This is a genomic window from Delftia sp. HK171 (assembly GCF_001886655.1).
Classification (GTDB): Bacteria; Pseudomonadota; Gammaproteobacteria; order Burkholderiales; family Burkholderiaceae_C; genus Comamonas; species Comamonas acidovorans.
The window spans coordinates 5,257,805-5,284,180 of the sequence record NZ_CP018101.1 but is presented as its reverse complement, the minus strand read 5'-3'; the positions used below and the strand labels follow the sequence as shown (position 1 = coordinate 5,284,180).

Genomic DNA, 26,376 nt, shown 5'->3' with positions numbered 1-26,376 from the left:
CTATCCTCACTCCACCAAGGCAGGCATGGCAAAACCCTCCGTGTGCGCGGATCTCATCCTCCAGATGGACTGGCGCGGGCTGGGCGGCGACCGCACCCATCTCAACCGGGGCCTGTACCTGGCCATCCGCCAGGCCATAGACAGCGGGGCCCTGTTGCCGCGCAGCCGTCTGCCTGCCTCGCGTGACCTGGCGCGCGAGCTGGGCGTGTCGCGCAATACCGTCAACCACGCCTACGAGCAGCTGCAGGTGGAGGGCTATGTGCGCAGCCAGGTGGGGCGGGGCACGCATGTGGTGGACACCCTGCCTGCGGCCGTGCTGCTGAGCGGCGGGCGTGCGCCCGCACGCCGCGCCACCGCCACGGCGCCCGCACCGGGCGGCGGCCTGTCTGCACAGGCGCAGGCCCTGCTGAAAACGGCCCAGGCCTCCGAGCAGCAATGGGGCGCCTTCATGCCCGGCGTGCCCGATGTGACCGAATTTCCGCGCGCCACCTATGCGCGCATCCACAACCGCCTGCTGCGCCACGCCGGGCCGCAACTGCTGACCTACGGCACGCGCGGCGGCGTGGAGGCGCTCAAGCAGGCCCTGGCCGAGCACCTGCGCGTGGCGCGCTCGGTGGACTGCGGGCCGGGCCAGGTGCTGATCACCGAAGGCGTGCACCAGGCCATCGATCTGGTGGTGCGCAGCCTTGCCGATCCCGGCGACTGCGTGTGGATGGAGGAGCCCGGCTACTGGGGCATTGCCAACGTGCTGCGCATGCAGCACGGGCTGCACCTGCACAGCGTGCCCGTGGACGAGGAGGGCATGCAACTGCCCGAAGGCCTGCCCGCGCCCCGGCTGATCTTCGTCACGCCATCGCACCAATATCCCTTGGGCGCCGTCATGAGCATGGCCCGGCGCCGTGCGCTGATTGCCTATGCACGCCGCGTGGGCGCCTGGATCGTGGAGGACGACTACGACAGCGAATTCCGCTTCTCCGGCAGTCCCGTGCCCAGCATGCAGGGCATGGAGGAAGGTGCGCCCGTGATCTACATAGGCACCTTCAGCAAAACCCTCTATCCGGGGCTGCGCATGGGCTACATGGTGCTGCCACCGGCCCTGGCCGAGCCCCTGCGGCGCATCCATTCCGAGCTGTACCGCGAAGGGCACCAGCTGCCTCAGCAGGTGATTGCCGAGTTGATCACCGAAGGCCACTACGCCGCCCACATCCGCAAGATGCGCCTGCTCTACGGCAAGCGCCGCCGCATGCTGCTGTCCCTGATCGAGCGCTACCTGGGCGCCGACCACCTGCCCTGGGTGGAAAGCAGCGCAGGCCTGCATTTCGTGATGCAGCTGCCGGGCCAGGACGACGATGTGGCGCTTGCCGAGGATCTCCGGCAGGCGGGCATCTTCGTCAAGCCGCTGTCGCGCTATTACGCAGGCCCGCACAAGCGGCGCGGCCTGCTGCTGGGATACGCCTGCGTCTGCGAGGAGGAGATCGGTGCCGCCTTCTTCCGTATGCTGGCGGTGCTCGCAGCCCGGCATGGCCGGGGCTGAGGTTCTCTTTCCCAACCCCTTCGTCTGACGCAGAAGGCTCCATGATCTCCATCCGCCCCCTTGACCCCCATGAATGGCCGCAGTACCGCGATATCCGCCTGCGTGCCCTGCGCGACGCCCCCGACGCCTTCGGCAGCACCTGGGCGGCAGAGGCTGCAAGGGCTGACGCGGACTGGGCTGCACGGCTGCAGGCCGCTGCTGCCGGGGGCAGGGACAGGCTGCTCTTCGCTGTCAACGGCGAACAGGCCTGCGGCCTGGTCTGGTGCAAGCTGTGTGCCGATGAGCCCGGCGTGGCCGACCTCTTTCAGATGTGGGTCGATCCTGCCGCGCGTGGCCGGGGCGCGGGCCAGGCGCTGCTGGCGCAGGCCGTCGCCTGGGCCTGGCAGATGAGCATGCGGCGTGTGCGGCTGGGCGTGACCGCAGCAGACTCTCCCGCCATGCGGCTGTATTTGGCGCACGGCTTCCGGGCGCAGGGCGGTCTGCAGCCGCTGCGCGAGGGCTCCGGATTGCAGGTGCAGGCCATGGCCCTGGACCGCGCCGGCGGCTGAACCGCTGCACGGCGCAGGCAGTTCCGGCAGTCAGTCCCGGCAGTCAGTCCCTATAGCCCCGGGGCGTCCACAGGGCCGTCCTGCGTCAACCCGGCAGCAGGGCCGGTGAGGGCAACTGCCGGGTCTTGGCCAGTTGCGAATTGCTGTAGCGCAGGTCGGAGGTGACCTCCGCGCCCAGCCAGGCGGGCGATGGCGGCTGGATATCCTCGCTCGCCAGTTCGATCTCGGCCGTGACCAGGCCGGCCAGGGGGCCTTCGAACACATCGACCTCGAAGTCGAAGCCGTCCACCGGCACGATGTAGCGCACCTTGTCGATGGCGCCATGCGCGCAGTGCTGGGCCAGCAGCGTCTCGGCATCGGCCAGCGGGATCCGGTATTCGAATTCGGCCCGGCTCATGCCGCGTGCCGGGCCCTTGAGCGTGAGAAATCCGGTGTCTCCGGCGATGCGCACCCGCACCCACATGCCGTTGTCGGCGATGTATCCCTGCGCCATGCGCACGCCGGTCAGGCCCGCCACGATGCCAGGGTCGGCCACCAGGTATTTGCGTTCGATTTCGAGAGCCATGCTGTTGCCCGTGCAGACAAAGGCGGCAGTCTATCGCGCCACCGTCGCCCTGCCCGGCAGATGGCCCGCCACAAACAAAAAGCCCCGCAGGGGAGTGCGGGGCTTTCCAGGGGGCGGTTGCCGGCCCGGGGGCCGGCATCCACAGCGCCTTACAGCGAGTCGATGAAGCTGCGCAGCTTGTCCGAGCGGCTCGGGTGCTTGAGCTTGCGCAGGGCCTTGGCCTCGATCTGGCGGATGCGTTCGCGCGTGACGTCGAACTGCTTGCCCACTTCTTCCAGCGTGTGGTCAGTGGACATTTCGATGCCGAAGCGCATGCGCAGCACCTTGGCTTCGCGCGGGGTGAGGCCGTCGAGGATGTCCTTGACCACGTCGCGCAGGCCGGCCTGCATGGCGGCGTCCACGGGAGCGGTGTTGTTGGTGTCCTCGATGAAGTCGCCCAGGTGCGAATCGTCGTCGTCGCCGATCGGCGTTTCCATGGAGATCGGCTCCTTGGCGATCTTCATGATCTTGCGGATCTTGTCCTCGGGGATCTCCATCTTGGCCGCCAGGATGGACGCATCGGGCTCGAAGCCGAACTCCTGCAGATGCTGGCGCGAGATGCGGTTCATCTTGTTGATGGTCTCGATCATGTGCACCGGGATGCGGATGGTGCGCGCCTGGTCGGCGATCGAGCGCGTGATGGCCTGGCGGATCCACCACGTGGCATAGGTCGAGAACTTGTAGCCGCGACGGTATTCGAACTTGTCCACCGCCTTCATCAGGCCGATGTTGCCTTCCTGGATCAGATCCAGGAACTGCAGGCCGCGGTTCGTGTACTTCTTGGCGATGGAGATCACCAGGCGCAGGTTGGCCTCGATCATCTCCTTCTTGGCGTCACGGCTGGCGCGCTCGCCATCGTTCATGCGCTTGTTGATGCGCTTGAGCTCGTCCAGCGGCACGACCACGCGCGATTGCAGGTCGATCAGGTTCTGCTGCAGCTCCTGCACGGGCGGGATGTTGCGCTCCAGCACATTGCTCCAGGGCTTGCCGGCCGCGACCTGCTGCACCACCCACTGCAGGTTCAGCAGGTTGGGCGGGAACTGGGCGATGAAGGTCTCCTGCGGCATGCCGCACTTGTCCACGATGATCTTGCGCAGCTCGCGTTCCTTCTTGCGCACGTCATCCACCTGGGCGCGCACGAGGTCGCACAGCTTCTCGATGGTCTTGGCCGTGAAGCGGATGGTCATCAGCTCTTCGGTCAGGGCCTTCTGCACCTTCATGTACACAGGCGTGCCGTAGCCGTCCTTGTCGTACACCTTGTGCATCTTGTCGAAGTTCTCGCGCATGGCGTCGAAGCGGCGCAGCGCCTCGTTCTTGAGTTCTTCGAGCTTCTTGGTCAGCGCCTTGGAGCCGCCCTTGCCGTCGTCGTCGTCCTCTTCGTCGTATTCGTCGAAGTCTTCTTCGGCCACGTAGTCGTCGTTCTCATTGGCGTTGACGAAGCCGTCGACGATGGTGGAGATGACAACCTTGCCTTCGCGGATTTCCTCGGACATGGCCAGGATCTCGGCGATGGTGGCAGGCGAGGCCGAGATGGCCTCCATCATGTCCATCAGGCCGCCTTCGATGCGCTTGGCGATTTCGATTTCGCCTTCGCGCGTCAGCAGCTCGACCGTGCCCATTTCGCGCATGTACATGCGCACGGGGTCGGTGGTGCGGCCGAACTCGGAGTCCACCGTGGACAGGGCGGCTTCGGCCTCTTCCTCGGCTTCCTCTTCGGTGGTGGCGGACTGGCCCGTGTTGTTCAGCAGCAGGGTTTCCGCATCGGGCGTCTGCTCGTAGACGGCCACGCCCATGTCGTTGAGCATGGAGATCACGACTTCCAGCGTCTCGGCATCGACCAGCTTGTCGGGCAGGTGGTCGTTGATTTCGCTGTGCGTCAGGTAGCCGCGCGTCTTGCCCAGCTTGATCAGCGCCTTCAGGCGCTGGCGGCGGGTGGACATTTCCTCTTCGGTCAGGACGGTTTCGTCCAGGCCGAATTCCTTCATCAAGGCGCGTTCCTTGGCCTTGCTGATCTTCATGCGCAGGGGCTTGACCTTTTCGGCCGGGGCCGAAGTGGTCTCGACCTCGACTTCCACTTCGGTCTCGACCTCGGACTCGCCTTCACCTTCGCCGTCGATGTCGCCATCGATGTCGGACAGGTCGGCATCATCGATGTCGTCGCCGCCTTCCTTGGCCTTGGGCTTGCGGCCGCGCTTGGCGGGGGTCTTGGCAGCGGCGGTGGAGCTTGCGGCTGCCTTGGCCGGCGCCTTCTTGGCGGCGGCAGGCTTCTTTTCGGTCTGGGCGGGGGCGTCGTCGCCTTCGGCTGCCTTCTTGCGGCCGCGCTTGGGGGTCGCGGCGGCGAGCAGCTCGTCGGCCATGGCTTTGAGTTCGGCTTGGGACTTGGTTACCACGTCGGTATCTTTCTTTGCTTTGGCCGCAGATGCGGCGCTCTTCGGTCCTGCAGCGGCTTTGCCGGCACCGGCCTTGGCCGGGGCTGAAGAGGTTGTCGAAGTCTTGGGCTTCGCTGGAGCTTCGGGGGCCTGCTTGGACTTCACGGACTTTGAAACGGGCATGAACACCTCACGGTCAGGAGCGAACACACACAAAGGGAAACTCAAACAAGCGCCGCCTAGGCGCACGCGCGGACGGACTAGGTCCGCCAGGGAAGCGAAAAACGTTCCAGGCAAGATGTCTGGGCGAACATTTGGTGTGCAGTCCTTGCGGGAAATTGGGCCGTGCAGTTGCTGCAATCACGTGAGTTCTTCACGGGGCCCGGTCCGGAGGTGCTGCTGTCGCTCTTGCCGATAGCCCCTAATTATATCTGCTTACCTCGATTTCAAGAGGAAGTACGCATCTGGTTTTCCAGGACCTGCTGTCGGGCAAAGAGATCGCGATAGCGCTGGGCGGCGCTGGGGTCCCGTGCCATGTCGCGCACGGCTTCGTCGATCTGGGCCTTGATGTGGTCGATGACGATGCGGTTGAGCACGCCCCGCAGCTCGCGGCGCAGCTCGGACAGCTCGCCTTCGGGATGGGCGTGGGGGCCGCTCATCAGCTTGTCGGCCAGCACTTCATGGGGCAGGCCGCGCAGCTGCTCGCGCAGCACGGCGAAGGGCCGGGGGCCGGATTCCTGGAACTGTGCTTCCATCCAGCGGAACAGCGCGCCGTGCCCGGCGGCGCAGCGCGCCAGCGCCTCGAAGTCCTCGTGGGTGAGTTCTTCCATGAACTCCATGTGCGCCATGAGCAGGCGCGCCGCCTGGTCCGTGCGTGTGGCGGGGGCTACGCGCGGCCCCATGGGCGGCGGGTTGAAGTCGCCGCGGCCATTTTTGTCCCAGGGCTTGCGCGGCCAGGGCTTTTTGCCGCCGCGCCCGGGCTCGCCGCCACGCCAGCCGCCTGTGCCGCCGCCCTGGCTGCCCCCCTCGGGCCAGCCCGATGGGGCGCTGTATTCGGCCGGCTGGCCCCAGTCGGCCGCGGCCGGTGCATGGCTGGCCTGGCCCGGATGGTGGGCGCCACCGGCCATGGAGCCCCGTGCGGGGCCGCTGCGGGCGGCTTCCTGCGACCACAGGTCCGAGAGATCGCGCGCATCCAACTGCACGAGTTCGGCGATCTCGCCCAGCAGCTGGCGCTTGAGGGCGCCGTCGGGCAGTGCCGTCCACAGCGGGCGGGCATTGCTGGCCATGTGGGCACGGCCTTCGGCCTGGCCCAGGTCGCAGCCTTCGCTGGCGGCTTCGATGAGAAAGCGGCTCAACGGCAGCGCGTCGCCCACGTAGCGGGCAAAGGCTTCGCTGCCGTATTCGCGGATGAAGCTGTCCGGGTCATGCTCGGCGGGCAGGAAGAGGAATTTGACGCTGCGCGTGTCGCTGGCATAGGGCAGGGCCGCATCGAGCGCCTTGCGCGCGGCGCGCCGGCCCGCCGCGTCGCCGTCGAAGCTGAAGACGACGGCTTCAGTAAATCGAAACAGTTTGTGAATATGGTCGGGCGTGCAGGCCGTGCCCAGCGTGGCGACGGCGTTGGCAAAGCCCAGCTGGGCGAGGGCCACCACGTCCATATAGCCTTCGGTGACCAGCGCATAGCCCATGTCGCGCAGGGCGGTGCGGGCCTCGAAGAGGCCGTAGAGCTCGCGCCCCTTGTGAAAGACCGGGGTTTCGGGCGAATTCAGGTATTTGGGCTTCTCGTCGCCGAAGACGCGGCCGCCGAAGCCGATGCACTCGCCCTTGACGTTGCGGATGGGAAACATCAGCCGGTCGCGGAAGCGGTCGTAGCGCTTGTCGTCGCCCTCGCCAACGATGACCAGGCCCGATTCTTCGAGCTGCGGATCGTCGTACTGCGGGAACACGCTGGCCAGCGACCGCCAGCCCGCAGGCGCGTAGCCCAGGCCGAAGCGCTTGGCGGTCTCGCCCGAGACGCCGCGGCGCTTGAGGTAGTCGATGGCCTGGGGCGATGCCTTGAGGTGCTTGCGGTAGGCGTCGCCTGCCTTCTCCAGCACGTCGGTGAGGGTGGCCTGTTTCTGCTTTTGCGCGGCCTGGCGCTCGCGCTCGGCGGGGCTGATGTCGTCCTGCGGCACCTGCAGGCCGACCTGGCCGGCAAGATCCTGCACGGCTTCGACGAAGCCCATGCCGGCATGGTCCATCAGAAAGCCGATGGCGTTGCCATTCTTGCCGCAGCCAAAGCAGTGATAGAACTGCTTGCTGGGACTGACGGTGAAGGAGGGCGACTTCTCGCTGTGGAACGGGCACAGGCCCATGAAGTTGGCGCCGCCCTTCCTGAGCTGCACGTAGCGTCCCACGATATCGACCACGTCGACGCGCGAGAGCAATTCCTGGATGAACGATTGGGGAATGGACACCCGCGTATTGTGCCTTCGCGGGGCCATCCGGCCGTGCCCCGGGGGCACTGGCCGGCGGTGCCCGGCCCTCAGCCCAGGCGCTGGAAGGTCAGCGTGAAGGCCACGCCATCGCGCGTGTTGTGCGCCTTGATCGTGCCGCCCATCTTCGCCATGTAGGTCCTGGCCACGAACAGGCCCTGGCCCCGGTGCTCGGCGCTGCCGGCGGCCGCCGGCTCCTGGGGGGCGGACACGCCCAGCTCGAAGATGCGCTCCAGCAGGTCCTCCGCAATGGTGGCGCCCTGGTTGTGCAGCGTGGCGCTGGCGGCGGACTCCGAGGCCGACAGCGACAGCGTGATGGCCGTGCCCGCGGGCCGGTAGCTGTCGGCATTGCGCAGGATGTGGGTGACCACGTCTTCCAGCGCAAACTCGTCGGCGCGCACGATCACGGCGCCCGTGACGTCCCTGTTCCCGCCCCCGCTCCCGCCTTCGTAGACCACGTTGGCAATGCCCGCGAAGTGCGCGTTGGCGGCCACGTGGGACAGGAAGGCGTTCAGGTCCAGCCGGCCTTCGGGCACGTTGGCGGCCTGCAGCGCCTCGGCCGGCGATGCCGTGCCGTAGAGCACATGCACGGCCTGCTGCATGCGCTGCACGTAGCGGTGGCCGGGGTCGTCGGGCCCGTACAGCACCATCAGCGATTGCAGGGGCGACATGATTTCGTGGCCCACGGCATGCCACATGTCGCGTTCCTGCTGGGCGCGCAGCTGTTCGCGCTGCAGGTCGTCCTTCACGCGCTGCAGCAGGTCGGCCAGTCCGCCGGCCAGAATGCCCAGCTCGTCGGAACCACGAAGGTCCGACACTTCGAGGTCGCCCAGGCGCGGGCCGACATGGCCGTCCTGCACGTTGTAGGACACGGCGGCGGCGCGCCGGGTGAGGGCGGTCACGCGGCGGATCAGCCCCAGCTCGACGATCAGCCAGGCCAGCGCAATGGCGGCCAGCATGGCGCCCAGGTACCAGGACAGGCGCGTGGCCACGGCGGCCAGGCCCTGCTCCACATCGCGCGGGTGGCCGGTGAAGCTGACGGTGTAGTTGCCCGTGGGCGTGTCCAGAATGTCCTGGCCCGTGGGCACGGCCGGGGTCATGGTGGCGGCGGAGACGCCGGCCGCATCCAGCGGCAGCCAGCTGATCAGGCGCAGCAGCCAGGGCGCCGACGGCGCGGCCTGCACATCCACGCCCTTGAGGGTGATGGCGCTGGCTTCGTCGGCGCCCACCTTGCGGATCTGCACGCGCTCGCCGGGCAGCAGGCTGCGCGAGATGTCGTTGAGCGAGGCGGCAAGCTGCGCCCCAGGCGAGTTGCTGTCGAACAGCGGCGGCTCCGTGTCCCCGGGGGCCAGCATTTCCACGCGCACACGCATGCTGCCCAGGTCTTCAGGCGGCCAGACGGGGCGCACGTCCCTGCGGAACAGGGCTTCGCGGAACAGCTCGACCGGCAGGCGGATGGAGTAGTGCGTGCGGCGCAGGCAGTCGGCTGCAGGGGGTGTCTTGTCATTGCCCGCATGGCCCTGCACGCCAGGCGGCAGGTCGCGGCAATGGCCGTTCTGCCAGAGCCAGCCACGGAAATCGCGCACGGGCCGCGCGCGGGCCTCAAGCTGGGGCGTGCCGTTGTCCACAAAGCCGGTGAGCCGGCCGTGCTCGCCGTTGCCGGACTTGTTGCCCTGCTGCGGCATGGCCTCATAGGGCGCGATCCAGCGGTAGGTGCTGCCGCGCATGTCCAGCGTGATGCGGGCGCGGTGTGCCTGGGCGGGCTCGCGCGAGCCGCGCTCGCGCGGTGTCAGCTCGCCTGCGAAGAAGCTGCCCACCAGATAGATGAATCCGCCTGCGTAGGGATTGTTGCCGATGGCTGCGCACAGCGAGGCGCCATCGGGATACTGCACCGAGCAGCCGGCCATCTCCACGGCCTGCTGGGACTTTTGCGGATCGTCGAAGTCGATGGCCGCGTAGGGCAGCAGCAGCGGCGCCAGCGGCGTCACGCCCTGGCCCAGGTGGCCGGCGTTGAGCAGGGCCAGCCGGCCCGAAGGATGGCGCAGCCGCGCCATGACCTCGGCCTGGCTGCGCACAAAGCCGTGCTGGTAGGCCTGCCAGGCGCGTTCCTTCTCGTCCTTGAGCACCACCACGCTCAGCGCCACCGTGGCCACGGCCAGCAGCACGAACACGCCGCGCAGCAGGATGCGCTGGCGGAAGGCGGCCAGGCCCAGGCGCGGCACTTCCAGCCGGGGCAGCTCCAGCCTGGGGTTGAGCAGGCGCTTCATGTGCGGACGGCGGCGCCGGCCTGGCCCACCCAGCGAAAGCCGCGCATGGGCACGTTCTCTATGCCTTCGAAGCCCGGGTCCACCTCGCGCAGGGCCTCGCGGATGGTGCTCACGTGCTTGCGCACGTTGTCGCGGTTGCGGCCGCTTTTGACCACCTCAAACAGCTCGTCGTAGGACACCACTTCGCCGCTGCGCTGATGCAGCGTGGCCAGGATGCGCTGGGCCGTCAGCGGCAGGTTGATGCGCTCGCCGCGCCAGGTGGGCGTGCGCTGCCACAGCGGGTCCAGCACCAGGGCGTCGCCTGCGGGCGCTGCGGCGGCCTGCGCGGCCACGGGCGCCGCGCGCTGCGTGGTGCGCAGGATGTCCAGGAAGGTCTCGATGAAGTCCGCCTCCTCGAACGTGGTCTTTTGCAGGTAGTCCCAGGCGTCCAGCGCCTTCATGATGCTGCGGTAGATGGCGGCCGGCATGGCCGAGACCACCAGCACCGGCGTGCCCTGGCCCAGCTTGTTGATGGCGTTGATCAGGGCCACGCCCGCATGGCGCTCGCGGCCCAGCTCGATGTCCAGCACCACGGCGTCGTAGTGCTCGCGGGCCAGGGCGGCCTCGGCCTCGTCGCGCGTGAACCACTGGTCGATCACGATGCCGCTGCGCGCACTGCGTATCCATCCCGCCAACTGGTTGCTGGTGGGCAGGTCGTCTTCGATTACGGCGATACGGGTCATGGGGCTGTGCAGGGGTGGGGTCGGGGAGGCCGCCGTGGCGGTGTTCGCGGGATTATCTCGGCCCTGCGCCGGCCCGGGTGTGAGTTTTTCTTCCGGGGCCGGAGCGTTTGCGCCGCCGGTGTGAGCGCTTTGGTCCGTGCGCCGCGTTGTTGCTTCCGGGGGAGATCCGAACAATCGGTCCTCAATGAGCCACCCCTGTTTCCGGTGCCTCAGAAACAGCCAACAACAGCCAACAACAGTCATCACAGCCGAGAGAGAGAACACCATGAAAGCCACCTGGAACCGCATCATGCAGGCCCTGACGGGCCGCAAGTCCGCCCGCCTGGATGGAGCCGGCCCTGCCGATTCCTCCGAGCCTGCAGCAGACGCCGGCACGCTGCCGGGCAACGCGCCCCGCCGCCAGCCCGTGGACTGGGCGGTCCTGCTGCCCACGGCACGTACCGTGCGCTGGCTGGCCATCGGTGCCGTGGTGGTGGCGGCAGGTCTGGTGGTGGTGCGCAACCCGCCCGTGCAGCACCTGGAGCAGGGCACGCTGGGCGTGCGCCTGAACCAGTTCACGGGCTCGGTCAGCCTGTGGCGCGATGGCAGCGTGTGGGTGGTGCCGGGCCTGCACACGGTGCGCGTGTTCTCCCTGCGCGACCAGAGCTACCGCCCGGAGGCCATGCGCCAGGCCAATGGCAGCGCACCCCTGCAGTCGGTCGAGGGCCTGTCCCTGGGCCTGGACCTGAACGTGCGCTATGCGCTTGATCCCGCATCGCCCGCCGTCAAGGCCGGCAACCTGCCTCTGGACATAGGCGGAGACATCGTGGAGCCCGCCGTGCAGGGCCTGGTCTACAAGGTGTTTGCGCGCTACACCGTGCGCGAAATCTTCTCGACCAAGCGCGCCGAGATCGCACAGATCATGGAAACAGAACTGCGCACGCGCCTGGCGGCCGACGGCGTCACGCTGCGCAGCATCCAGATCGGCAAGGTGGACCTGCCCGCCGAGTACCGCCGCGGCATGGACAGCCTGCTGGCCGAGGAGCTGGCCTCGGAGAAGATGCGCTACACGCTGGAGCTCAAGGACAAGCGCGTCAAGGAAACCGAGCTGGACGCCAATGCCGACAAGGTGCGCCGCGAAGTGGCCGCCGAAGCCGCCGCACGCGAGCAGGTGATTGCGGCGCGTGCCCAGGAAGAGGCCATGAAGCATGTGCTGCCCTTCAAGCAGCGCCAGATCGAGCAGCGCCAGCTGGAGGCCGAGGCCGAGCGCGTGGCCCGCGTGAAAGCCGCCGAGGGCAGCGCCCAGGCCCGCCGCATCGAGGCCAATGGCGAAGCCGATGCACGCCAGAAGCTGGCCGAGGCCGAGGCCTTCCGCATGGACCGCCTGGGCAAGGTCAACGCCGAGCAGATGGCGCGCGAAGGCACCCTGGTCACGCGCTACCCGCTGCTCATCCAGAAGACGCTGGCCGACAAGCTCTCGGACAAGATCCAGGTCATCATCGCGCCCCCGCCGACCAATGGCGACTTCATCGGCGCGGCCCTGCTGGGCAGCAGCCGCAATGCACAGGCCGGCGCAGCCTCCGTGGCGGCCGAAGATGCCAACGCAGCCGTTCAGGAGCAATAAGCCATGCTGACCGTATCGACCTTGGCCGCCGCAGCGCTGGCCACCGGCATGGGCAGCGCCATCGTGGTGCAGGACCAGGCCAGCCTGCGCGCCGCGCCGCGCGATGGCGCCCAGCAGCAGGCCAGCCTGTGGCAGGGAGAGGTGCTGGAGATCAGGGGCGAACGCCTGGACTACCTCCAGGTCTGGGACCACAAGCGCGAGCGCGGCGGCTTCATCCGCGCCGGCGATGTGCGCCGCGTGGCCATGACCGAGGCCGATGCCCCCGCCTTGCTGGCCGTGCTGCGCTTCGTGCAGGACACGCCCGGTGCCGAGGCGCTGGGCATCGGCCTTGCGGCCGCCTACCTGCAGGCCGCGCCCGCCAGGACCCTGGCCGGCGCCGAAGGCGCGCAGGCCTTCGACGCACTGGGCGGCTTTGCCGACCGGCTGGCGCGGCGCGCCTCCGCCGCTGCGCCCGGCAAGGCCTCGGGCGCCACGCTGTCGGCCCACCTGGATGTGGCCAACGGCTACGGCCTGCGCTTTGCGACCTATGAGGTCGAAGGCCGCATGCAGGTCTGCTATGAAGGCGAATTCTTCCGCCGCGTGCTGGCCATGCCCGCCGCCGACGCGCCGCAGCGCGCCCGCGCCGCCCTGGCGCTGACACGGCCCGAATGCGTGGACCCCGATCTGCCGGCCCATGAGCGCGCCCGCATGCATGCCTGGCAGGCCGATGTGCTGGAGCGCGTGGACGTGACCGGCCTGCCGCCCTACCTGCGCGGCCGCGTGCAGATGCGCCGCGCCAGCGTGTGGGCGGCGCTGGCCTTTCAGCAGGCGCGCAAGAGCATGGCCGACCCTGCCGTGGCGGCATCGGCCGCCCGGGCGCTGGCCGAGTTCACGGGCGTCAGCAAGTCCGAGCTGCCCGATGAAGACCAGAGCGCCTACAACGACGCGGCCATGCGGGTGAGCGCCGTGCGCTGGGCGCTGTCGCCTGTTGCTGCTGCGGCTCCTGCTGCCGGAGCCCGCCCGACGCTGCTGACCGAGCCCGGTGCTGCCGGCGAAACCTGCGTGCTGCTGGTGGACGCCCAGCACGGCGCCAAGGCCCCTTTGTTGCGCCGCTGCACCTATGGCGTGGTGTGGGCCGCATCGGCCAGCACCAACCGCGAGGGCACGGCCGTGGCCCTGGCCGTGCAGCCGCTGGAAGGCTGGCGCGAACTGTGGGTGCTGCGCAAGACCGAAGGCGGCTGGCTGGCCGACGTGCTGCCCCCGGCCGCCACCGCCCCGGAGACCGGCGTGGCCGAATGGGCGGGCTGGGTGCCTGGCGGCCAGCTGATGCTGGTGGCGCGCGAGGCCCGTGGCCAGGGCCGCTACCGCAAGAGCTTCGAAGTGGTGCGGCTGGACGGCCTGGCCACCGAGCGCGTGACCGGCGATGTGTCTGCCCTGCCGCTGTTCCAGCGCTGGCAGGACCCGGCCTGGAAGCGCCAGTCCCTGAGCCTGCGCTGAAGCAAAAAAAAGCCTGCACCGGTGGGGTGCAGGCTCGTCTCCAACGATGCCTGGAGCGTTGCCAGGCGACTCCTCTAGGAACTCCTTGTTCGCCTTCCAGCGGTGCTGGCCGGCGAATCCAAGCGGCGATTCTACGAGTGAAGCCGGGGCCGTGCGGCCGAGTCATCTGATAAATGATGTCTTATAGAGGACTGTGGTTGTGCAGTCGCCTGGGGGACAGGTTGGGGCGCGTCTGCAGGCAGCTCAAGTGATTGTTCTGCATAAGTATTTTCAATTTCCATGAAATTCTGAAAGTCGTGATGCCCTGCAAAGACCATGCATGCCGCTTTGGTTATCCGGGCCTGTGCGGTGGCGAGCCGGGTGGATGCGCATCAAGCTTGTGTAAGCCTGTCTTGCTATATCTTCAGGTTTCGCCAGCCTGCGGCGGCAGGCGGGCATCTCACCAGAAAACCCAGCGAACCGGAGACCACGATGACCCACATTTACGACCAGCATCTGGAGCGCAACAGCGCCAACCATGCGCCGCTCAGCCCCTTGGGCTTCATCGCCCGCACGGCCGAGGTCTATCCCGAGCGGCTGGCCGTGGTCCACGGCACGCTGCGCCGCAACTGGGGCGAGACCTATGCGCGCTGCCGCCAGCTGGCCAGCAGCCTGCACAAGGCGGGCGTGGGCAAGAACGACACCGTGGCCGTGATGCTGCCCAATACGCCGCCCATGGTGGAGGCGCATTTCGGCGTGCCCATGGCGGGGGCCGTGCTCAATGCGCTGAACACGCGGCTGGATGCGGAAACCATTGCCTTCATGCTGGACCACGGCGAGGCCAAGGTGCTGATCGTGGACCCGGAGTTCACGGGCGTGGTGGCCAAGGCGCTGAAGCTGCGCCAGCGCAGCGCGCCGCTGCTGGTGATCCAGGTCGAAGACGCGCTGTACGGCCCGGCCGCCGAGCAGGTGGGCAGCCTGGACTACGACGATTTCGTGGCCGGTGGCGATGCCGGTTTCGACTGGCAGCTGCCTGCCGACGAGTGGGACGCCATTGCGCTGAACTACACCAGCGGCACCACGGGCAACCCCAAGGGCGTGGTCTATCACCACCGGGGCGCGGCCATCAATGCCATCAGCAATGTGCTGGAGTGGGACATGCCCAAGCACGCCGTCTACCTGTGGACCCTGCCCATGTTCCATTGCAACGGCTGGTGCTTTCCGTGGACGGTGGCGGCGCGCGCGGGCGTCAACGTCTGCCTGCGTAGGGTGGAGGCGCAGGCCATCTTCGACGCCATCCGCAACCACGGCGTCACGCATTACTGCGGCGCGCCCATCGTGCACGGCCTGCTGGTCAATGCGCCGGCCGCCATGAAGGAGGGAGTGCCCGCCGGGGTCAAGGCCATGGTGGCAGGCGCCGCGCCACCGGCGTCGATGATCGAGGGCATGGAGCAGCTGGGCTTCGACATCACCCATGTCTACGGCCTGACCGAGGTCTACGGCCCGGCCACGGTCTGCGCCAAGCACGCAGCCTGGGATGCGCTGGACATCGGCGAACGCGCGCGCCTCAATTCCCGCCAGGGCGTGCGCTACCACCTGCAGCGCTCGGCCAGCGTGCTCGATCCGGAGACCATGGAACCCGTGCCCCATGACGGCCAGACCATGGGCGAGATCATGTTCCAGGGCAACATCGCCATGAAGGGCTACCTGAAGAACCCGCAGGCCACGGACGAGGCCTTCCGCGGCGGCTGGTTCCACACGGGCGACCTGGCCGTGCAGCATCCGGACGGCTATATACAGATCAAGGACCGCAGCAAGGACATCATCATCTCGGGCGGGGAGAACATCTCGTCCATCGAGGTCGAGGACGTGCTCTACCGCCACCCGGCCGTGCTGGCCGCCGCCGTGGTGGCCAAGCCCGATCCCAAGTGGGGCGAGACGCCCTGCGCCTTCATCGAGCTGAAGGCCGGCGCGCAGACCACGGCCGAAGACATCGTGGCCCACTGCAAGAAGCACCTGGCCGGCTACAAGGTGCCGCGCGCCGTGGTCTTTGGCGAGCTGCCCAAGACCAGCACGGGCAAGATCCAGAAGTTCGAGCTGCGCCGGCAGGCCGGATCGGTCCAGGCCATCACGGGCTGAGGGCCGGGCCGCAGCGCGGGCAGCGGCTCAGTGTCCGGCCGTCTTGGAAAACAGCTGGATGACCAGCACGCCCGCCACGATCAGGCCCATGCCCGCCAGCGCGGGCAGGTCCAGCGTCTGGCCCTGCCAGAGCCATCCGACCAGGGAGATCAGCACGATGCCCGCGCCGGACCAGATCGCATAGGCCACGCCCGTGGGCACGGTGCGCAGCGTCAGCGACAGGAAGTAGAAGGCCAGCGCGTAGCCCAGGACCGTGACCACGCTGGGCCACAGCCGCGTGAAGCCTTCGGACTGCTTGAGGCAGGAGGTGGCCGCCACCTCGGCGACGATGGCCAGGCCCAGGTACAGGTAGTTGGACGCCATGCTCAGATGGCCGCGTAGCTGCCCGTGCCCTCGGGCCAGCGCGTGAGCACGTCGAAGCCCGTGTCGGTCACCACCACCATGTGCTCCCACTGGGCGGACAGCGACTTGTCGTTGGTGATCACCGTCCAGCCGTCGGCCAGTTCGCGCGTGGCCGCCTTGCCGGCGTTGAGCATGGGCTCGATGGTGAAGATCATGCCGGCCTCCAGCACCATGCCCTGGCCGGGCTGGCCGTAGTGCAGCACCTGGGGGTCGTCGTGGTAGACCTTGCCGATGCCGTGGCCGCAGTACTCGCGCACCACGCTGAAGCGCTCGCGCTGGGCCACGGTCTGGATGGCATGGCCGATGTCGCCCAGCGTGGCGCCGGGGCGCACGGCGCGGATGCCGGCCAGCAGGGCCTCGTAGGTGGTCTCCACCAGGCGGCGCGCCTGGTTGGAGGGCTGGCCCACGTAGTACATGCGGCTGGTGTCGCCGATCCAGCCCTCGGGCGTGGTCACGGCCACATCGACATTGAGGATGTCGCCCTCGCGCAGGACCTGCCGGGCGTCGGGAATGCCGTGGCAGACCACGTGGTTGGGCGAGGTGCAGACCGTCTTCGGAAAGCCGTGGTAGCCCACGTTGGTGGGTACGCAGCGCAGTTCATCGACGATGAAGTCATGGCAGAGCTTGTCCAGGTGCTCGGTGCTGACGCCCGGCTGCACGTGGGGCACCAGCATCTGCAGGACACGGGCGGCCAGGCCACCGGCCTTGCGTGATTGCCCGATATCGAGGGCGTCGTGCAGCGGAACGCTGCGCAGCTTGGCACCCCTCATTGCAGGCCTCCCGACAGGCGCACGGGGCGCGGGCGGCGTGCTGCCGTATCGGCGGGAGCCGGTGCCGCTTCAGGCTCGCCCAGCTTCAGCGTGGCCGCGGCCTCTTGCAGCAGCAGGGCGCAGATGCCTGCGTAGTCGAGATGGGGATGGTGTTCGGCCAGCTGGCCGACACGCAGCCAATGCTCGGCCTGGGCGTTGATGGATCGACCCAGGGCCGCGCTGGACAGGCGGATCTGGTCGTGCAATTGGTCGGATATTTTGACGATTCCCATGGGGTGGCGATCATACGGGGAATATACGTTTCGTATATTGACAATCGCAAATCGCGGGCGCGGCGGCGGGGCATTCGTGCAGGCCTGCAGATGCAGGCCGCCATGTCGTCGTCGATGCTGCGTGACGGACGGGGCGGATGCTCTTGTGTTGATAGCGCAATGATCACGTCCGGCTGGCCATCCGGCAGGGATGATGTTTTTCCTGCAGCGCGGTCCTGTACAAGACTGGGCCTTGCGCGATCGGCGGTCTTCTATCAGATATCTGTTGCAGATCTGGGGCTTACCCCTAGCAAGTCGCCTGCTACCCAAACTGACAAGAATCAAGACTGTCTGGAAGCGAATGTCCTGCAAGCCGGCGCATGGTGCGGCCGGCCGGGCCTTCCGGCAGGGAGCAGCAATGGGCAAGGAACAAGAAGCGGGTTCGGCAACGGGATCGGGCGGGGCGCGCATCGTCGTCGTGGGCGGTGGCGTGGCGGGGCTGGAGATTGCCACGGCGCTGGGCAAGGGGCGCACGGACGCCATCGGCTCCGTGACCCTGGTGGACAGCGATTCGGCCCATGTCTGGAAGCCCATGCTGCACACCATTGCGGCCGGCACGCGCGACCTGGCCCAGCAGCAGACCACCTACCTGGCCCAGGCCAGCGACGCCAGCTTTGCCTACCAGCCCGGCGAAATGTGCGGCCTGGACCGCGAGGCCCGCGAGGTGCTGCTGGCCCCCATCGAGGCGCCCGATGGCCGCGAGATCGTGCCGGGCCGGCGCATTGCCTACGACAGGCTGGTGATCGCCGTGGGCAGCGGCGCCAATGATTTCGGCACGCCGGGCGTGGACGAGCACTGCTTCATGATCGACTCGCGCCGCAAGGCCGATGCCTTCAACAGCGAGATCCGCCTGCGCATGGTGCGCTGCATGACCAGCGGCGAGCAGCTGCGCGTGGCCATCGTGGGCGGCGGCGCCACGGGCGTGGAGCTGGCGGCCGAGCTGGTGCAGCTGGCCGAGAGCGCCCGCGCCTACGGCGCGCTGGGCGAGGCCGCGCGCTTCGGCATCGTGCTGATCGAGGCCGGGCCGCGCCTGCTGCCCGGTTTTCCTGAAGAGATTTCCGAAGCCACGCGCCTGCGTCTGCAGGCCCTGGGCGTTTCGGTGATCGTCAACGGCCGCGTGCAGTCGGCCAGCGAAGAGGGGTTCGTGCTGGCCAGCGGCGAGTTCGTCCCCGCAGGCCTGCGCGTCTGGGCAGCGGGCGTGAAGGCCCCGGCCTTCCTGGCGCAGCTGGGACTGGAGACCACGCAAGGCAACCAGCTCAAGGTCAACGGCCAGCTGCAGACCAGCGACCCCCATGTCTACGCCGTGGGGGACTGCGCCAGCTTCACCCTGCCCGGTGCCAGCGTGCCGCTGCCGCCCACCGCCCAGGTGGCGCACCAGCAGGCCCGCTATCTGGTGGAGACGCTGCCGCGCCTGCTGAAGGAGCCGGGTTTCCGCCCCGAAGGCTTTGCCTACCGCGACTTTGGCGCCCTGGTGTCATTGGCCCATTACGACGCCTATGGATCGCTGGGCAAATTCGGCCTGTTCAACGGCGGCGTGATCCGCGGGCGCATGGCCATGCTGAGCCACATCATGCTGTACCGCTCGCACCAGGCGCGCATCTACGGCTTTTGGCGCGGCGGGCTGCTGTGGCTGATCGATTTGATGAATTCGCGCCTGCGCCCGTCGATCCGGCTGGACTGAGCGGCCGGGCCCGGCATCAAAGCAGCCCCTCGATGGGCAGCCAGCCCAGCACGCGCAGCATCAGGCGCTTGAATGCACTGCTGCCGGGCTCGGTGGTGGTGGTGAGTGGCTCAGGCGGCGTGCCGCTTTCCGTGGTCCAGCTCAGGCGGCCCTGTGCATCGATCTGCACGTGGTAGGCGGCGGACGGCAGGCTCTGGTCGAGCATGCGGCTCATCTGCGAAGCCATCTCGGGGCTGTCGATCAGCAGGCCCATCTCGGTGTTGAGATGTGCCGAGCGCGGGTCGAAGTTGAACGAGCCCACGAAGATGCGCTCGCCATCGACCGCAAAAGTCTTCGCATGCAGGCTGGAGCCCGAGCTGCCGGGGCGGCTGCCCGAACCCACGCCCGCCTTCCCTCCCGACTTCCCGCCCGAGGACGCGGCGGGCGATGGCAGCCCCTGCCGGGGCACGCCTGCATCGGCGGCGGGCGTGTCCGGCTCGCCGATCTGGCGGCGCAGCTCGTACAGCTGCACGCCTTCCTCGATCAGCGGGCGCCGGTACCGGGCATAGCCGGCATGGACCACGGCCACGTCGGTCGCCTCCAGGCTGTTGGTGAGCACGCGCACGGCAATGCCCTGGCGGCGCAGGCCGGCCAGGGCGCGCACACCGGCCTCGGTGGGCACGAAGTAGGGCGAAACCAGGTCCAGCTGGCGCTGCGGCTGGCCGATGGCGGGTGCCAACTGCGTGATCAGCAGCCCCTGCCTGGGCACCTGGCCCAGCACCTTGGCCGGGTCGTCGCTGACCAGGGTGGTGCGGGCCCATTGCAGTGGCAGGCGGCCGGCCAGCAGCTCTTGCGTGAACGGGCTTTGCGCCACGGCGCGCACATAGGCCTGGGCCTCGGGCCGCTGCACCTCGGTGGCCAGGGCCTCGCTGGCGCGCGCCACCGCATAGTCGGGCAGCGGCGGCAGCAGGCTGGCCACGGGGTAGGCCGAGGCGCTGGCCCAGTACTGGTCGAACGAGTGCGCGATATCGGCCACCACCGGCCCCATGGCGACCACGTCCAGGTCGGCGAACAGCACGCCGTCGGTGGCCGCGAAGTACTCGTCGCCGATGTTGCGTCCACCCACGATGCTGGCCTGGCTGTCGGCCGTGAAGCTCTTGTTGTGCATGCGCCGCTGCGTGCGCGAGAAGTCCGTCACATAGCCCAGCGCCTTGGGCGTGCGCTGCGCAAAGGGGTTGAACAGCCGCACCTCGATCTGCGGATGCCGGTCCAGCGCGCTGAGCTGCGTGTCCAGCCCCGCCGTGCCGCCGTCGTCCAGCAGCAGGCGCACGCGCACGCCCCGGTCGGCGGCCTGGCGCAGTTCGTCAAGCAGCAGGTGGCCCGTGGTGTCGTCACGCCAGATGTAGTACTGCACATCCAGCGTGCGCTGGGCCACGCGGGCCAGAAGGGCACGCGCCGCGTAGGCGTTGCGTGCATCGGAAAGCGCGTGGATGCCGGTAAGCCCCGGATGCTGGTCCAGCAGCGGTGCCAGCGCTTGGCCCAGCAGCGTGGCCTGGGCGGCCTCGGGCGGCAGCGCCGTGGATTCGCTGCGGCCAGCCAGCGGCGGCAGGCTGCAGCCTGCCAGCAGCAGGGCCAGGACGAGCGCCTGGGTGGTGGCAAGGGCGCGGCGCAGCAGGGGCATGGTGCGTTCAGTGTTGGCGGTGGTTAGTGCAGCCAGCGGATGAACAGCTGGATCACCGTGGCATTGACGATGTCGACGAAGAAGGCGCCCACCATCGGCACGATGAGGAAGGCCTTGTGCGAGGGGCCGTACTGGTTGGTGATGGCCTGCATGTTGGCCACGGCCGTGGGCGTGGCACCCATGCCGAAACCGCAGTGGCCGGCGGCCAGCACGGCCGCATCGTAGTTGCTGCCCATGATGCGGAAGGTCACCAGCGCGGCATACAGGCCCATCACCAGGGTCTGGGCCGCCAGGATCACCATCAGCGGCGCCGCCAGCCCCGCCAGCTCCCACAGCTTGAGCGACAGCAGGGCCATGGCCAGGTAGATGGACAGCGAGGCATTGCCGAAGACGTCGATGGCCCGGTCGAATACCTGGAAGTGAAAGACATAGTCCAGCGTATTGCGGATCACGACGCCGCCTGCCAGCGCCCAGACGAAGGTGGGCAGGGAGAACAGGGTGCCGGCGGTGAACTGCGCCATGAACTCGGCAAAGCCCAGGCAGCCTGCGAACAGGGCCAGTGTTTCTATGGCCGCGCTGGTGGTGATCAGGCGCGTCTGCTCGGGGTTCTCGAAGCCGCCGTGGCTTGCACTTTCGCCCAGCGGGGGCTGTTTTTCGGGGGCGGCTGCGGGGTCATGCACGGCAAGCCTGCGGCGCGTGATCAGGGCCTTGGCCAGCGGGCCGCCGATCAGGCCGCCGATCACCAGTCCGAAGGTGGCACAGGCAATGCCCAGCGTGACCGCGCCCTGGATACCGTATTCGCGCTCGAAAACCTGGCCCCAGGCGCCTGCCGTGCCATGGCCGCCCGTCAGGGTGACGGAGCCTGCGATCAACCCGAACAGCGGGTCGAGCCCGAGCATCGTGGCCAGGCTCACGCCCACCAGGTCCTGCAGGCCGATGAAGACGGCGACCACGGCCAGGAACAGCAGCAGCGAACGGCCGCCTTCGCGCAGCTTGGCGAAATTGGCGCTCAGCCCGATGGAGGAGAAAAACACCAGCATGAAGGCCATCTGCAGCTCGCTGCTGAAGCTGAAGGTGTAGCCCAGGGCCTGGTTGAGCACGAACAGGGCGACGGCGACGACCAGACCGCCGGCCACGGGCTCGGGGATGTTGAATTCGCGCAGCAGGCGCAGGTGCTGCACCAGCCATTTGCCCAGCAAAAGGACGAGGGCGGCGAAGATCAGGGTGTAGTAGGCGCTGAAAGTCAGGTGCATGGCTTCCGTGTTCTGGTGGGCGGGGCAAGGCAGCTCACCATACGATAGGCGGCATGCCGGGTGGCGATGTCAGGATAGCCACTGATTCCGAGGCCTGCTGAAAGTGCCCTTCGGTCGTGCCCTGTGTCAGTGCCCTGTCAGCTGGCTACGGGGCCGGGCCGCCTGTCCTCGACGGTGAAGCGGGCCAGCGTGTAGATACGGCTGTCGGCGCGCATGGGGTTGGCCACGGCACGCAGCTCGCTGGTCCAGCGTTCGGGCGTGATGTCTGCCAGGCCATAGCCGCGTTCCTCGCAGCGTGCGTACAGCACCTGCGGGTTGTGGGCGACGATGGCATCGACCTTGGCCTGTGTGGTGCCGCTGCGCGAGGTGATCGAGGTGCTGCAGAACTCGCTGGCCACGATGGGGTTGCGCCGTTCGGGCGCGGCCTCGGGATCGGCATGCACGGCACAGACGTAGTTCTGGTGCAGGTCGCCGCCCAGCAGCACGCTGTTGCGCGGCGTGGGCTGGGCGCCCGGCGTGAGGTGGCGCACCAGGCGCTGGCGCGCGGCCGGGTAGCCGTCCCAGCTGTCCGTGGCCTGCGATCCCGAGGGCGGCCGGTGCGCCGACAGCAGGGTGGGCTGGGCCAGGATGCTCCAGCGCGGCCCCTCGCTGCCCTGGTGGCGTGCGTCCTCGGCCAGTTGGCGGTACAGCCACTGCTCCTGCGTCCAGCCCAGGAAGCTGCGCGCCGTGTCCGACAGGGCCGCACATTGCGCAGGGCGCACGCTGCCCTTGTCTGCCTCGCCCTCGATGCGGCAGGCCTGGGCGCTGCGGTACTGGCGGCCGTCCAGCAGATGCAGCCGGGCCAGCCGGCCCCATTGCAGGCTGCGGTACAGCTGCAGTCCGCCGCCGCCATGCGATGCCCCGGCGCCCGTCAGCGCGCTGGCACGCAGCGGCATGTTTTCGTAGAAGGCCTGCCAGGCGGCCATGCGCCGGGCCAGGAAACGCGCGGCATCGCCCTGGCCCTGGTCGCCCGCGTAGTTGTTCTCCACCTCATGGTCGTCCCAGCCCACGGACCAGTTGCACAGGGCATGCGCGGCCTGCAGCAGCGGGTCGCTCTTGTGCAGGGCGTAGCGGTCGCGGTAGTCCTGCAGGGTCTGTGCGGCGCGCAGGCTGTGCGTGCGGGCCAGGCCCAGCGTCATGGCGGGCGTGGCGTATTCGTAGATGTAGTCGCCCAGGAAGATCACCAGGTCCGGCGCATCCTGCACCACCTGGCGCCAGGCCGCGTAGTAGCCGTGCTCCCAGCGCTGGCAGGAGGCATAGGCCAGGCGCAGGCGCTGCGGCATGCTGCCGGGGGCGGGTGCCGTGCGGCAGCGGCCCGTGCCGCTGACCGCCTGTCCCAGCATGAAGCGGTAGTGGTACCAGCGGTCGGGCGCCAGTCCTCCCACCTGAACATGCACGCCGTGGCCCCATTCGGGCTGGGCCATGGCCTCGCCGCTGCGCACGATCTGGCGGAACAGCGGGTCGTGCGCCAGCTCCCAGCGGATCTTGAGCGCAGGCATGGCCGTGGTGTCGGTCTCGCCCAGCTGGGCCAGCGGTGGCGTCAGCCGCGTCCACAGCAGCACGTTGTCGGGTTCGGGGTCGCCGCTGGCCACGCCCAGCGTGAAGGGGTTGTGCGCAGGCCGCTCGCCCAGCCGGGCCCAGGCAGGCAACTGGCCCAGCGCCGTGGCCAGGCCCGAGCCGACCAGAAACTGGCGCCGCGGTGCAGGGACGGAGGCGCTGAAGGGCAGGTGCATGGCGGTTCGGGGCAGGTGGCGCAAAAAAGCGGGGAAAGACGGGGCGTGGCCTTGGGGTGGATCAAAGGCCGGTGCCTGCATTTCCAACTGGCTGCCATTGTGCGCCTGATGCCGTGGCAATGCAGTGCTTGCCGCGCTCCTTGGCCTGCAGCATGGCGGTGTCGGCGCGGCGCAGCACGTCCATGCCGTTTTCGTGGCCTTGCAACTGGGCCACGCCCGCGCTGAAGCTCAGGGGCCGGGGCGCGGGCTGGCCTGGGGGCTGAGCAGATGCGGGCAAAGGCGCCTGCTCCAGCAACTGCAGAAGACGCTGCAGTGCCTGGGCGCCCGCCGTCTCCGGGGTCTGCGGCAGCAGCAGAACGAAGGCCTGGCCTTCATAGCGGCCCACCACGTCTTCCGGGCGCAGCCCTTGGCGCGCCAGCTGGGCCACATGCACCAGCGCGGCATCGCCCATGGCATGCCCCAGCTCGGCATTGAGGGCCTGCATGCCGTCCATATCGACCAGGGCAACGCTCAGCGGCTGGCCATGGCGCTGTGCGCGTGCCACCTCGCGGTCCAGTGCCTCGCTCACGCCCAGGCGGTTGAGCTGGCCGGTCAGCGGGTCGTGGCGTGCGCGGCGCGCGGCCTCGTCCAGCTCCTGCTGCAGTGTTTCGATGCGGGCCTCGCAGGCATCGACATGGGCGCGCAGCGCCTGCAGCTCCTCCTGGGCCACGCGGCTGCCGGCGGCCATGGTGCGCGTGGCCTCCAGCACCTGCTGCAGCAGCGGGGCTGCGTCTTCCAGGCGCTGGATGCCGTCCAGCTGGCGTGCCGCCTCTTCCATGCGGGCGCCCAGCGTTTCGTTGCTGCTCGTGATCTGCGCCAGGTGCTGCACGAAGCCGCCCAGCATGTCCCTGAGCGCCTGCTGCGCGGCGGCCATGCCGTCCTGCAGCTGCAGGCGCCGGTGGATCACGGTCTGCAGCTCGCGCCGTGCATCGGCCAGAGGCGCGGGCGACAGCGGCGGGGTGATGGCCTGCTCGATGGCCGTGAGCTGCTGCACCAGCCAGCTGCCATGCGTGGGGTCCTGGGCCAGGTGCTGCACCAGGGTCTGCAGCAACTCCTGCATCAACTGCAGGACCTGAAGCTGGTCGGCGATGGCGAACGACAGCTGGTAGTGCTGGTCGTGCAGGCGCCGCGCCAGGGCCTTGGCATCCACGGGCGGCGATTGCAGTTGCTCCATCAACTGCTGGTGCAGTTGCCCGGTTTTGGTGTCCTGGGTGTCCAGCAGCGTGGACAAGGCCTCGAAGCGCCGCGCCAACTGCTGGGTCAGGTCGTCGGGCAGGGCCTGGACGGGCGGCGGCACGGGCAGCTCCACGGGCCGGGCCTCATGGGCAGGCGGCTGCAGGGCCGCGTTGGCATAGGCGGTGATGACCTGCTGCAGCCCTTGCCAGTCGCTGCGCTCTATGGCGGCGCCCAACTGGTCGCGCAACCGCTTCTGTCCGGGCGTCTGCGCTGGCAAAAGCGCATGGACATGGCGCAGCGGGCCCTGGGGAAAGCTGGCGGGGCCGGGCTCGCCGGCCGCCTGTTCATAAAGGCGGGTGTAGTTTTCCGGGGTGGGCGGCAGGCGGTTCAGCGCCAGCTGCCGCAGGGTTTCGCGTGCCAGTTCGGAAGCGGAGCGCTCGGCCATGGGTGGGCAGTTGTTTCAGAATGCAATGCCCTCCAGTGTGGCATGGCCAGCGCCCGGTTCACTGCTCGTTGACCATCACCAGCTTGCCCTGCACCTGGCGCGATCCCATGCGCGCATAGGCGGCGTGCAGCTCGGCCATGGGCATGGTGCGGTCGATCACGGGCTTGATCTTTCCCTGCCCGTACCACTGCGCCAGCTCCTGCATCATGGCCGCATTGGCCTTGGGTTCGCGCCGGGAGAACTCGCCCCAGAAGACGCCCACCAGCGATGCGCCCTTGAGCAGCGGCAGGTTCAGCGGCAGGGCAGGAATCGGGCCTGCGGCAAAGCCCACGATCAGATAGCGGCCGCGCCAGGCGATGGAGCGGAAGGCTGGCTCGGCGAAGTCGCCGCCCACGGGGTCGTAGACCACGTCCGGGCCCTTGCCGTCGGTGGCTTCCTTGATGGCGGCGCGCAGATCGCCCTGGCTGTAGTTGATGGTGGCATCGGCGCCCTGTGCCTTGCACAGCGCGCACTTTTCGTCGGTGGAGGCCGCTGCGATCACACGCGCACCCGCCGCCTTGGCGATCTGGATGGCGGCCGTGCCCACGCCGCCCGCCGCGCCCAGCACCAGCACGGTCTCGCCCGCGCGCAGCTGGCCGCGGTCGATCAGCGCATGGTGCGAGGTGGCATAGGTCATGATGAAGGCCGCAGCATCGACAAAGCTGAAACCGTCTGGCAGCGGCATGCACAGCGCGGCCGGCGCCAGCGTATGGGTGCCGAAGCCCCCCGTGCCCGACAGGCAGGCCACGCGCTGGCCCACGGCCAGGTGGCTCACGCCTTCACCCACGGCCTGGACCACGCCCGCGTATTCCGAGCCCGGCACGAACGGCAGCTCAGGCTTCATCTGGTACTTGTTCTGCACGATCAGCAGATCGGGAAAGTTCAGGCTGGCCGCCTTCACTTCGAGCAGTACCTGCCCCGGGCCCGGCGTGGGCGTGGGCAGCTGCGTCCACTGCAGTTGATCGACGCCTGTGGGCGTGGTGCAAAGCCAAGCGTGCATGGTGTTTGTCTCCTGTGATTGAATGCCTGGCCGATGATAGGAGTGTGGTGGGAATGCCTCCTGTCCCTCGGGCGACGAGACGCCCGCCTACAATCGCCCGCAATCCCTGCTGTATC

At 68.6% G+C, this 26,376-nt stretch carries 19 protein-coding genes; 6 read left to right on the top strand and 13 right to left on the bottom strand.

Annotated features, from left to right (window positions below; translation table 11 throughout):
• The first annotated feature begins 25 nt into the window (after positions 1–25).
• Both pdxR and BO996_RS23600 read left to right on the top strand, forming a co-directional pair.
• Entirely contained in the window at positions 26–1,534 is a 1,509-nt protein-coding gene (gene pdxR, locus BO996_RS23605; RefSeq protein WP_071956547.1) for a MocR-like pyridoxine biosynthesis transcription factor PdxR, read from the top strand.
• A 41-nt stretch (positions 1,535–1,575) separates the two neighbouring features.
• Positions 1,576–2,082, top strand: coding sequence for a GNAT family N-acetyltransferase (locus tag BO996_RS23600; RefSeq protein WP_071956546.1), 507 nt, complete (start codon positions 1,576–1,578; stop codon positions 2,080–2,082).
• Between the two features lie 85 nt (positions 2,083–2,167).
• On the opposite strand, the gene BO996_RS23595 is transcribed toward BO996_RS23600, so the two are convergent.
• The 5 genes from BO996_RS23595 to BO996_RS23575 all read right to left on the bottom strand — a co-directional run bounded on the left by BO996_RS23595 (position 2,168) and on the right by BO996_RS23575 (position 10,515).
• Complete coding sequence (locus BO996_RS23595) at positions 2,168–2,647, bottom strand: CYTH domain-containing protein (protein WP_043819133.1); 480 nt, start codon at positions 2,645–2,647, stop codon at positions 2,168–2,170.
• Positions 2,648–2,796: 149 nt separating this feature from the next.
• Positions 2,797–5,238: an RNA polymerase sigma factor RpoD gene (gene rpoD / locus BO996_RS23590; protein ID WP_013801152.1), complete on the bottom strand. Its 2,442-nt coding sequence runs from the start codon at positions 5,236–5,238 to the stop codon at positions 2,797–2,799.
• Positions 5,239–5,501: 263 nt separating this feature from the next.
• The gene (dnaG, locus tag BO996_RS23585) at positions 5,502–7,535 is read right to left on the bottom strand and encodes a DNA primase (RefSeq protein ID WP_071956545.1); all 2,034 of its coding nucleotides are present in this window, start codon (positions 7,533–7,535) and stop codon (positions 5,502–5,504) included.
• A gap of 41 nt (positions 7,536–7,576) precedes the next feature.
• Entirely contained in the window at positions 7,577–9,793 is a 2,217-nt protein-coding gene (locus BO996_RS23580; RefSeq protein ID WP_043819129.1) for a sensor histidine kinase, read from the bottom strand.
• A complete protein-coding gene (locus BO996_RS23575; protein WP_012206841.1) occupies positions 9,790–10,515 on the bottom strand; it encodes a response regulator transcription factor in 726 nt (241 codons plus the stop codon). The genes BO996_RS23580 and BO996_RS23575 overlap by 4 nt, the downstream gene beginning before the upstream one ends.
• A 265-nt stretch (positions 10,516–10,780) precedes the next feature.
• Between BO996_RS23575 and BO996_RS23570 the strand changes: the two genes are divergently transcribed.
• From BO996_RS23570 to BO996_RS23560, 3 genes are all read left to right on the top strand, one after another.
• Positions 10,781–12,118: an SPFH domain-containing protein gene (locus BO996_RS23570; protein ID WP_071956544.1), complete on the top strand. Its 1,338-nt coding sequence runs from the start codon at positions 10,781–10,783 to the stop codon at positions 12,116–12,118.
• 3 nt (positions 12,119–12,121) lie between these two features.
• Positions 12,122–13,594: a hypothetical protein gene (locus tag BO996_RS23565; RefSeq protein WP_043819126.1), complete on the top strand. Its 1,473-nt coding sequence runs from the start codon at positions 12,122–12,124 to the stop codon at positions 13,592–13,594.
• A gap of 471 nt (positions 13,595–14,065) precedes the next feature.
• Positions 14,066–15,712 (top strand): acyl-CoA synthetase, encoded by a 1,647-nt coding sequence (locus BO996_RS23560; RefSeq protein WP_012206838.1) that lies wholly within the window; start codon positions 14,066–14,068, stop codon positions 15,710–15,712.
• Between the two features lie 27 nt (positions 15,713–15,739).
• Here BO996_RS23560 and BO996_RS23555 read toward each other — a convergent pair whose 3' ends face one another.
• Genes BO996_RS23555 through BO996_RS23545 form a run of 3 tightly spaced genes read right to left on the bottom strand, consistent with a single transcriptional unit; the run spans position 15,740 to position 17,156 of the window.
• The gene (locus BO996_RS23555; RefSeq protein ID WP_012206837.1) at positions 15,740–16,075 is read right to left on the bottom strand and encodes an SMR family transporter; all 336 of its coding nucleotides are present in this window, start codon (positions 16,073–16,075) and stop codon (positions 15,740–15,742) included.
• A gap of 2 nt (positions 16,076–16,077) precedes the next feature.
• Positions 16,078–16,884, bottom strand: coding sequence for a type I methionyl aminopeptidase (gene map / locus BO996_RS23550; protein WP_046986652.1), 807 nt, complete (start codon positions 16,882–16,884; stop codon positions 16,078–16,080).
• The gene (locus tag BO996_RS23545) at positions 16,881–17,156 is read right to left on the bottom strand and encodes a ParD-like family protein (RefSeq protein WP_012206835.1); all 276 of its coding nucleotides are present in this window, start codon (positions 17,154–17,156) and stop codon (positions 16,881–16,883) included. Before BO996_RS23545 ends, map begins: the two co-directional genes overlap by 4 nt.
• 397 nt (positions 17,157–17,553) lie before the next feature.
• Here BO996_RS23545 and BO996_RS23540 point away from each other — a divergent pair, with 397 nt between their 5' ends.
• On the top strand, positions 17,554–18,876 hold the full coding sequence (locus tag BO996_RS23540) for an NAD(P)/FAD-dependent oxidoreductase (RefSeq protein WP_013801159.1): 1,323 nt from the start codon (positions 17,554–17,556) through the stop codon (positions 18,874–18,876).
• 16 nt (positions 18,877–18,892) lie between these two features.
• Here BO996_RS23540 and BO996_RS23535 read toward each other — a convergent pair whose 3' ends face one another.
• The 5 genes from BO996_RS23535 to BO996_RS23515 form a co-directional block, all read right to left on the bottom strand.
• A complete protein-coding gene (locus BO996_RS23535; protein ID WP_071956543.1) occupies positions 18,893–20,536 on the bottom strand; it encodes a phospholipase D family protein in 1,644 nt (547 codons plus the stop codon).
• A 23-nt stretch (positions 20,537–20,559) separates the two neighbouring features.
• Positions 20,560–21,789: a sodium/glutamate symporter gene (gene gltS, locus BO996_RS23530; RefSeq protein WP_071956542.1), complete on the bottom strand. Its 1,230-nt coding sequence runs from the start codon at positions 21,787–21,789 to the stop codon at positions 20,560–20,562.
• Positions 21,790–21,926: 137 nt separating this feature from the next.
• The gene (locus BO996_RS23525; protein WP_065346023.1) at positions 21,927–23,561 is read right to left on the bottom strand and encodes an alkaline phosphatase D family protein; all 1,635 of its coding nucleotides are present in this window, start codon (positions 23,559–23,561) and stop codon (positions 21,927–21,929) included.
• Between the two features lie 61 nt (positions 23,562–23,622).
• Complete coding sequence (locus tag BO996_RS23520; protein ID WP_071956541.1) at positions 23,623–25,221, bottom strand: GGDEF domain-containing protein; 1,599 nt, start codon at positions 25,219–25,221, stop codon at positions 23,623–23,625.
• Positions 25,222–25,279: 58 nt separating this feature from the next.
• Positions 25,280–26,260: an NADPH:quinone oxidoreductase family protein gene (locus BO996_RS23515; protein ID WP_012206829.1), complete on the bottom strand. Its 981-nt coding sequence runs from the start codon at positions 26,258–26,260 to the stop codon at positions 25,280–25,282.
• Positions 26,261–26,376 lie beyond the last annotated feature (116 nt).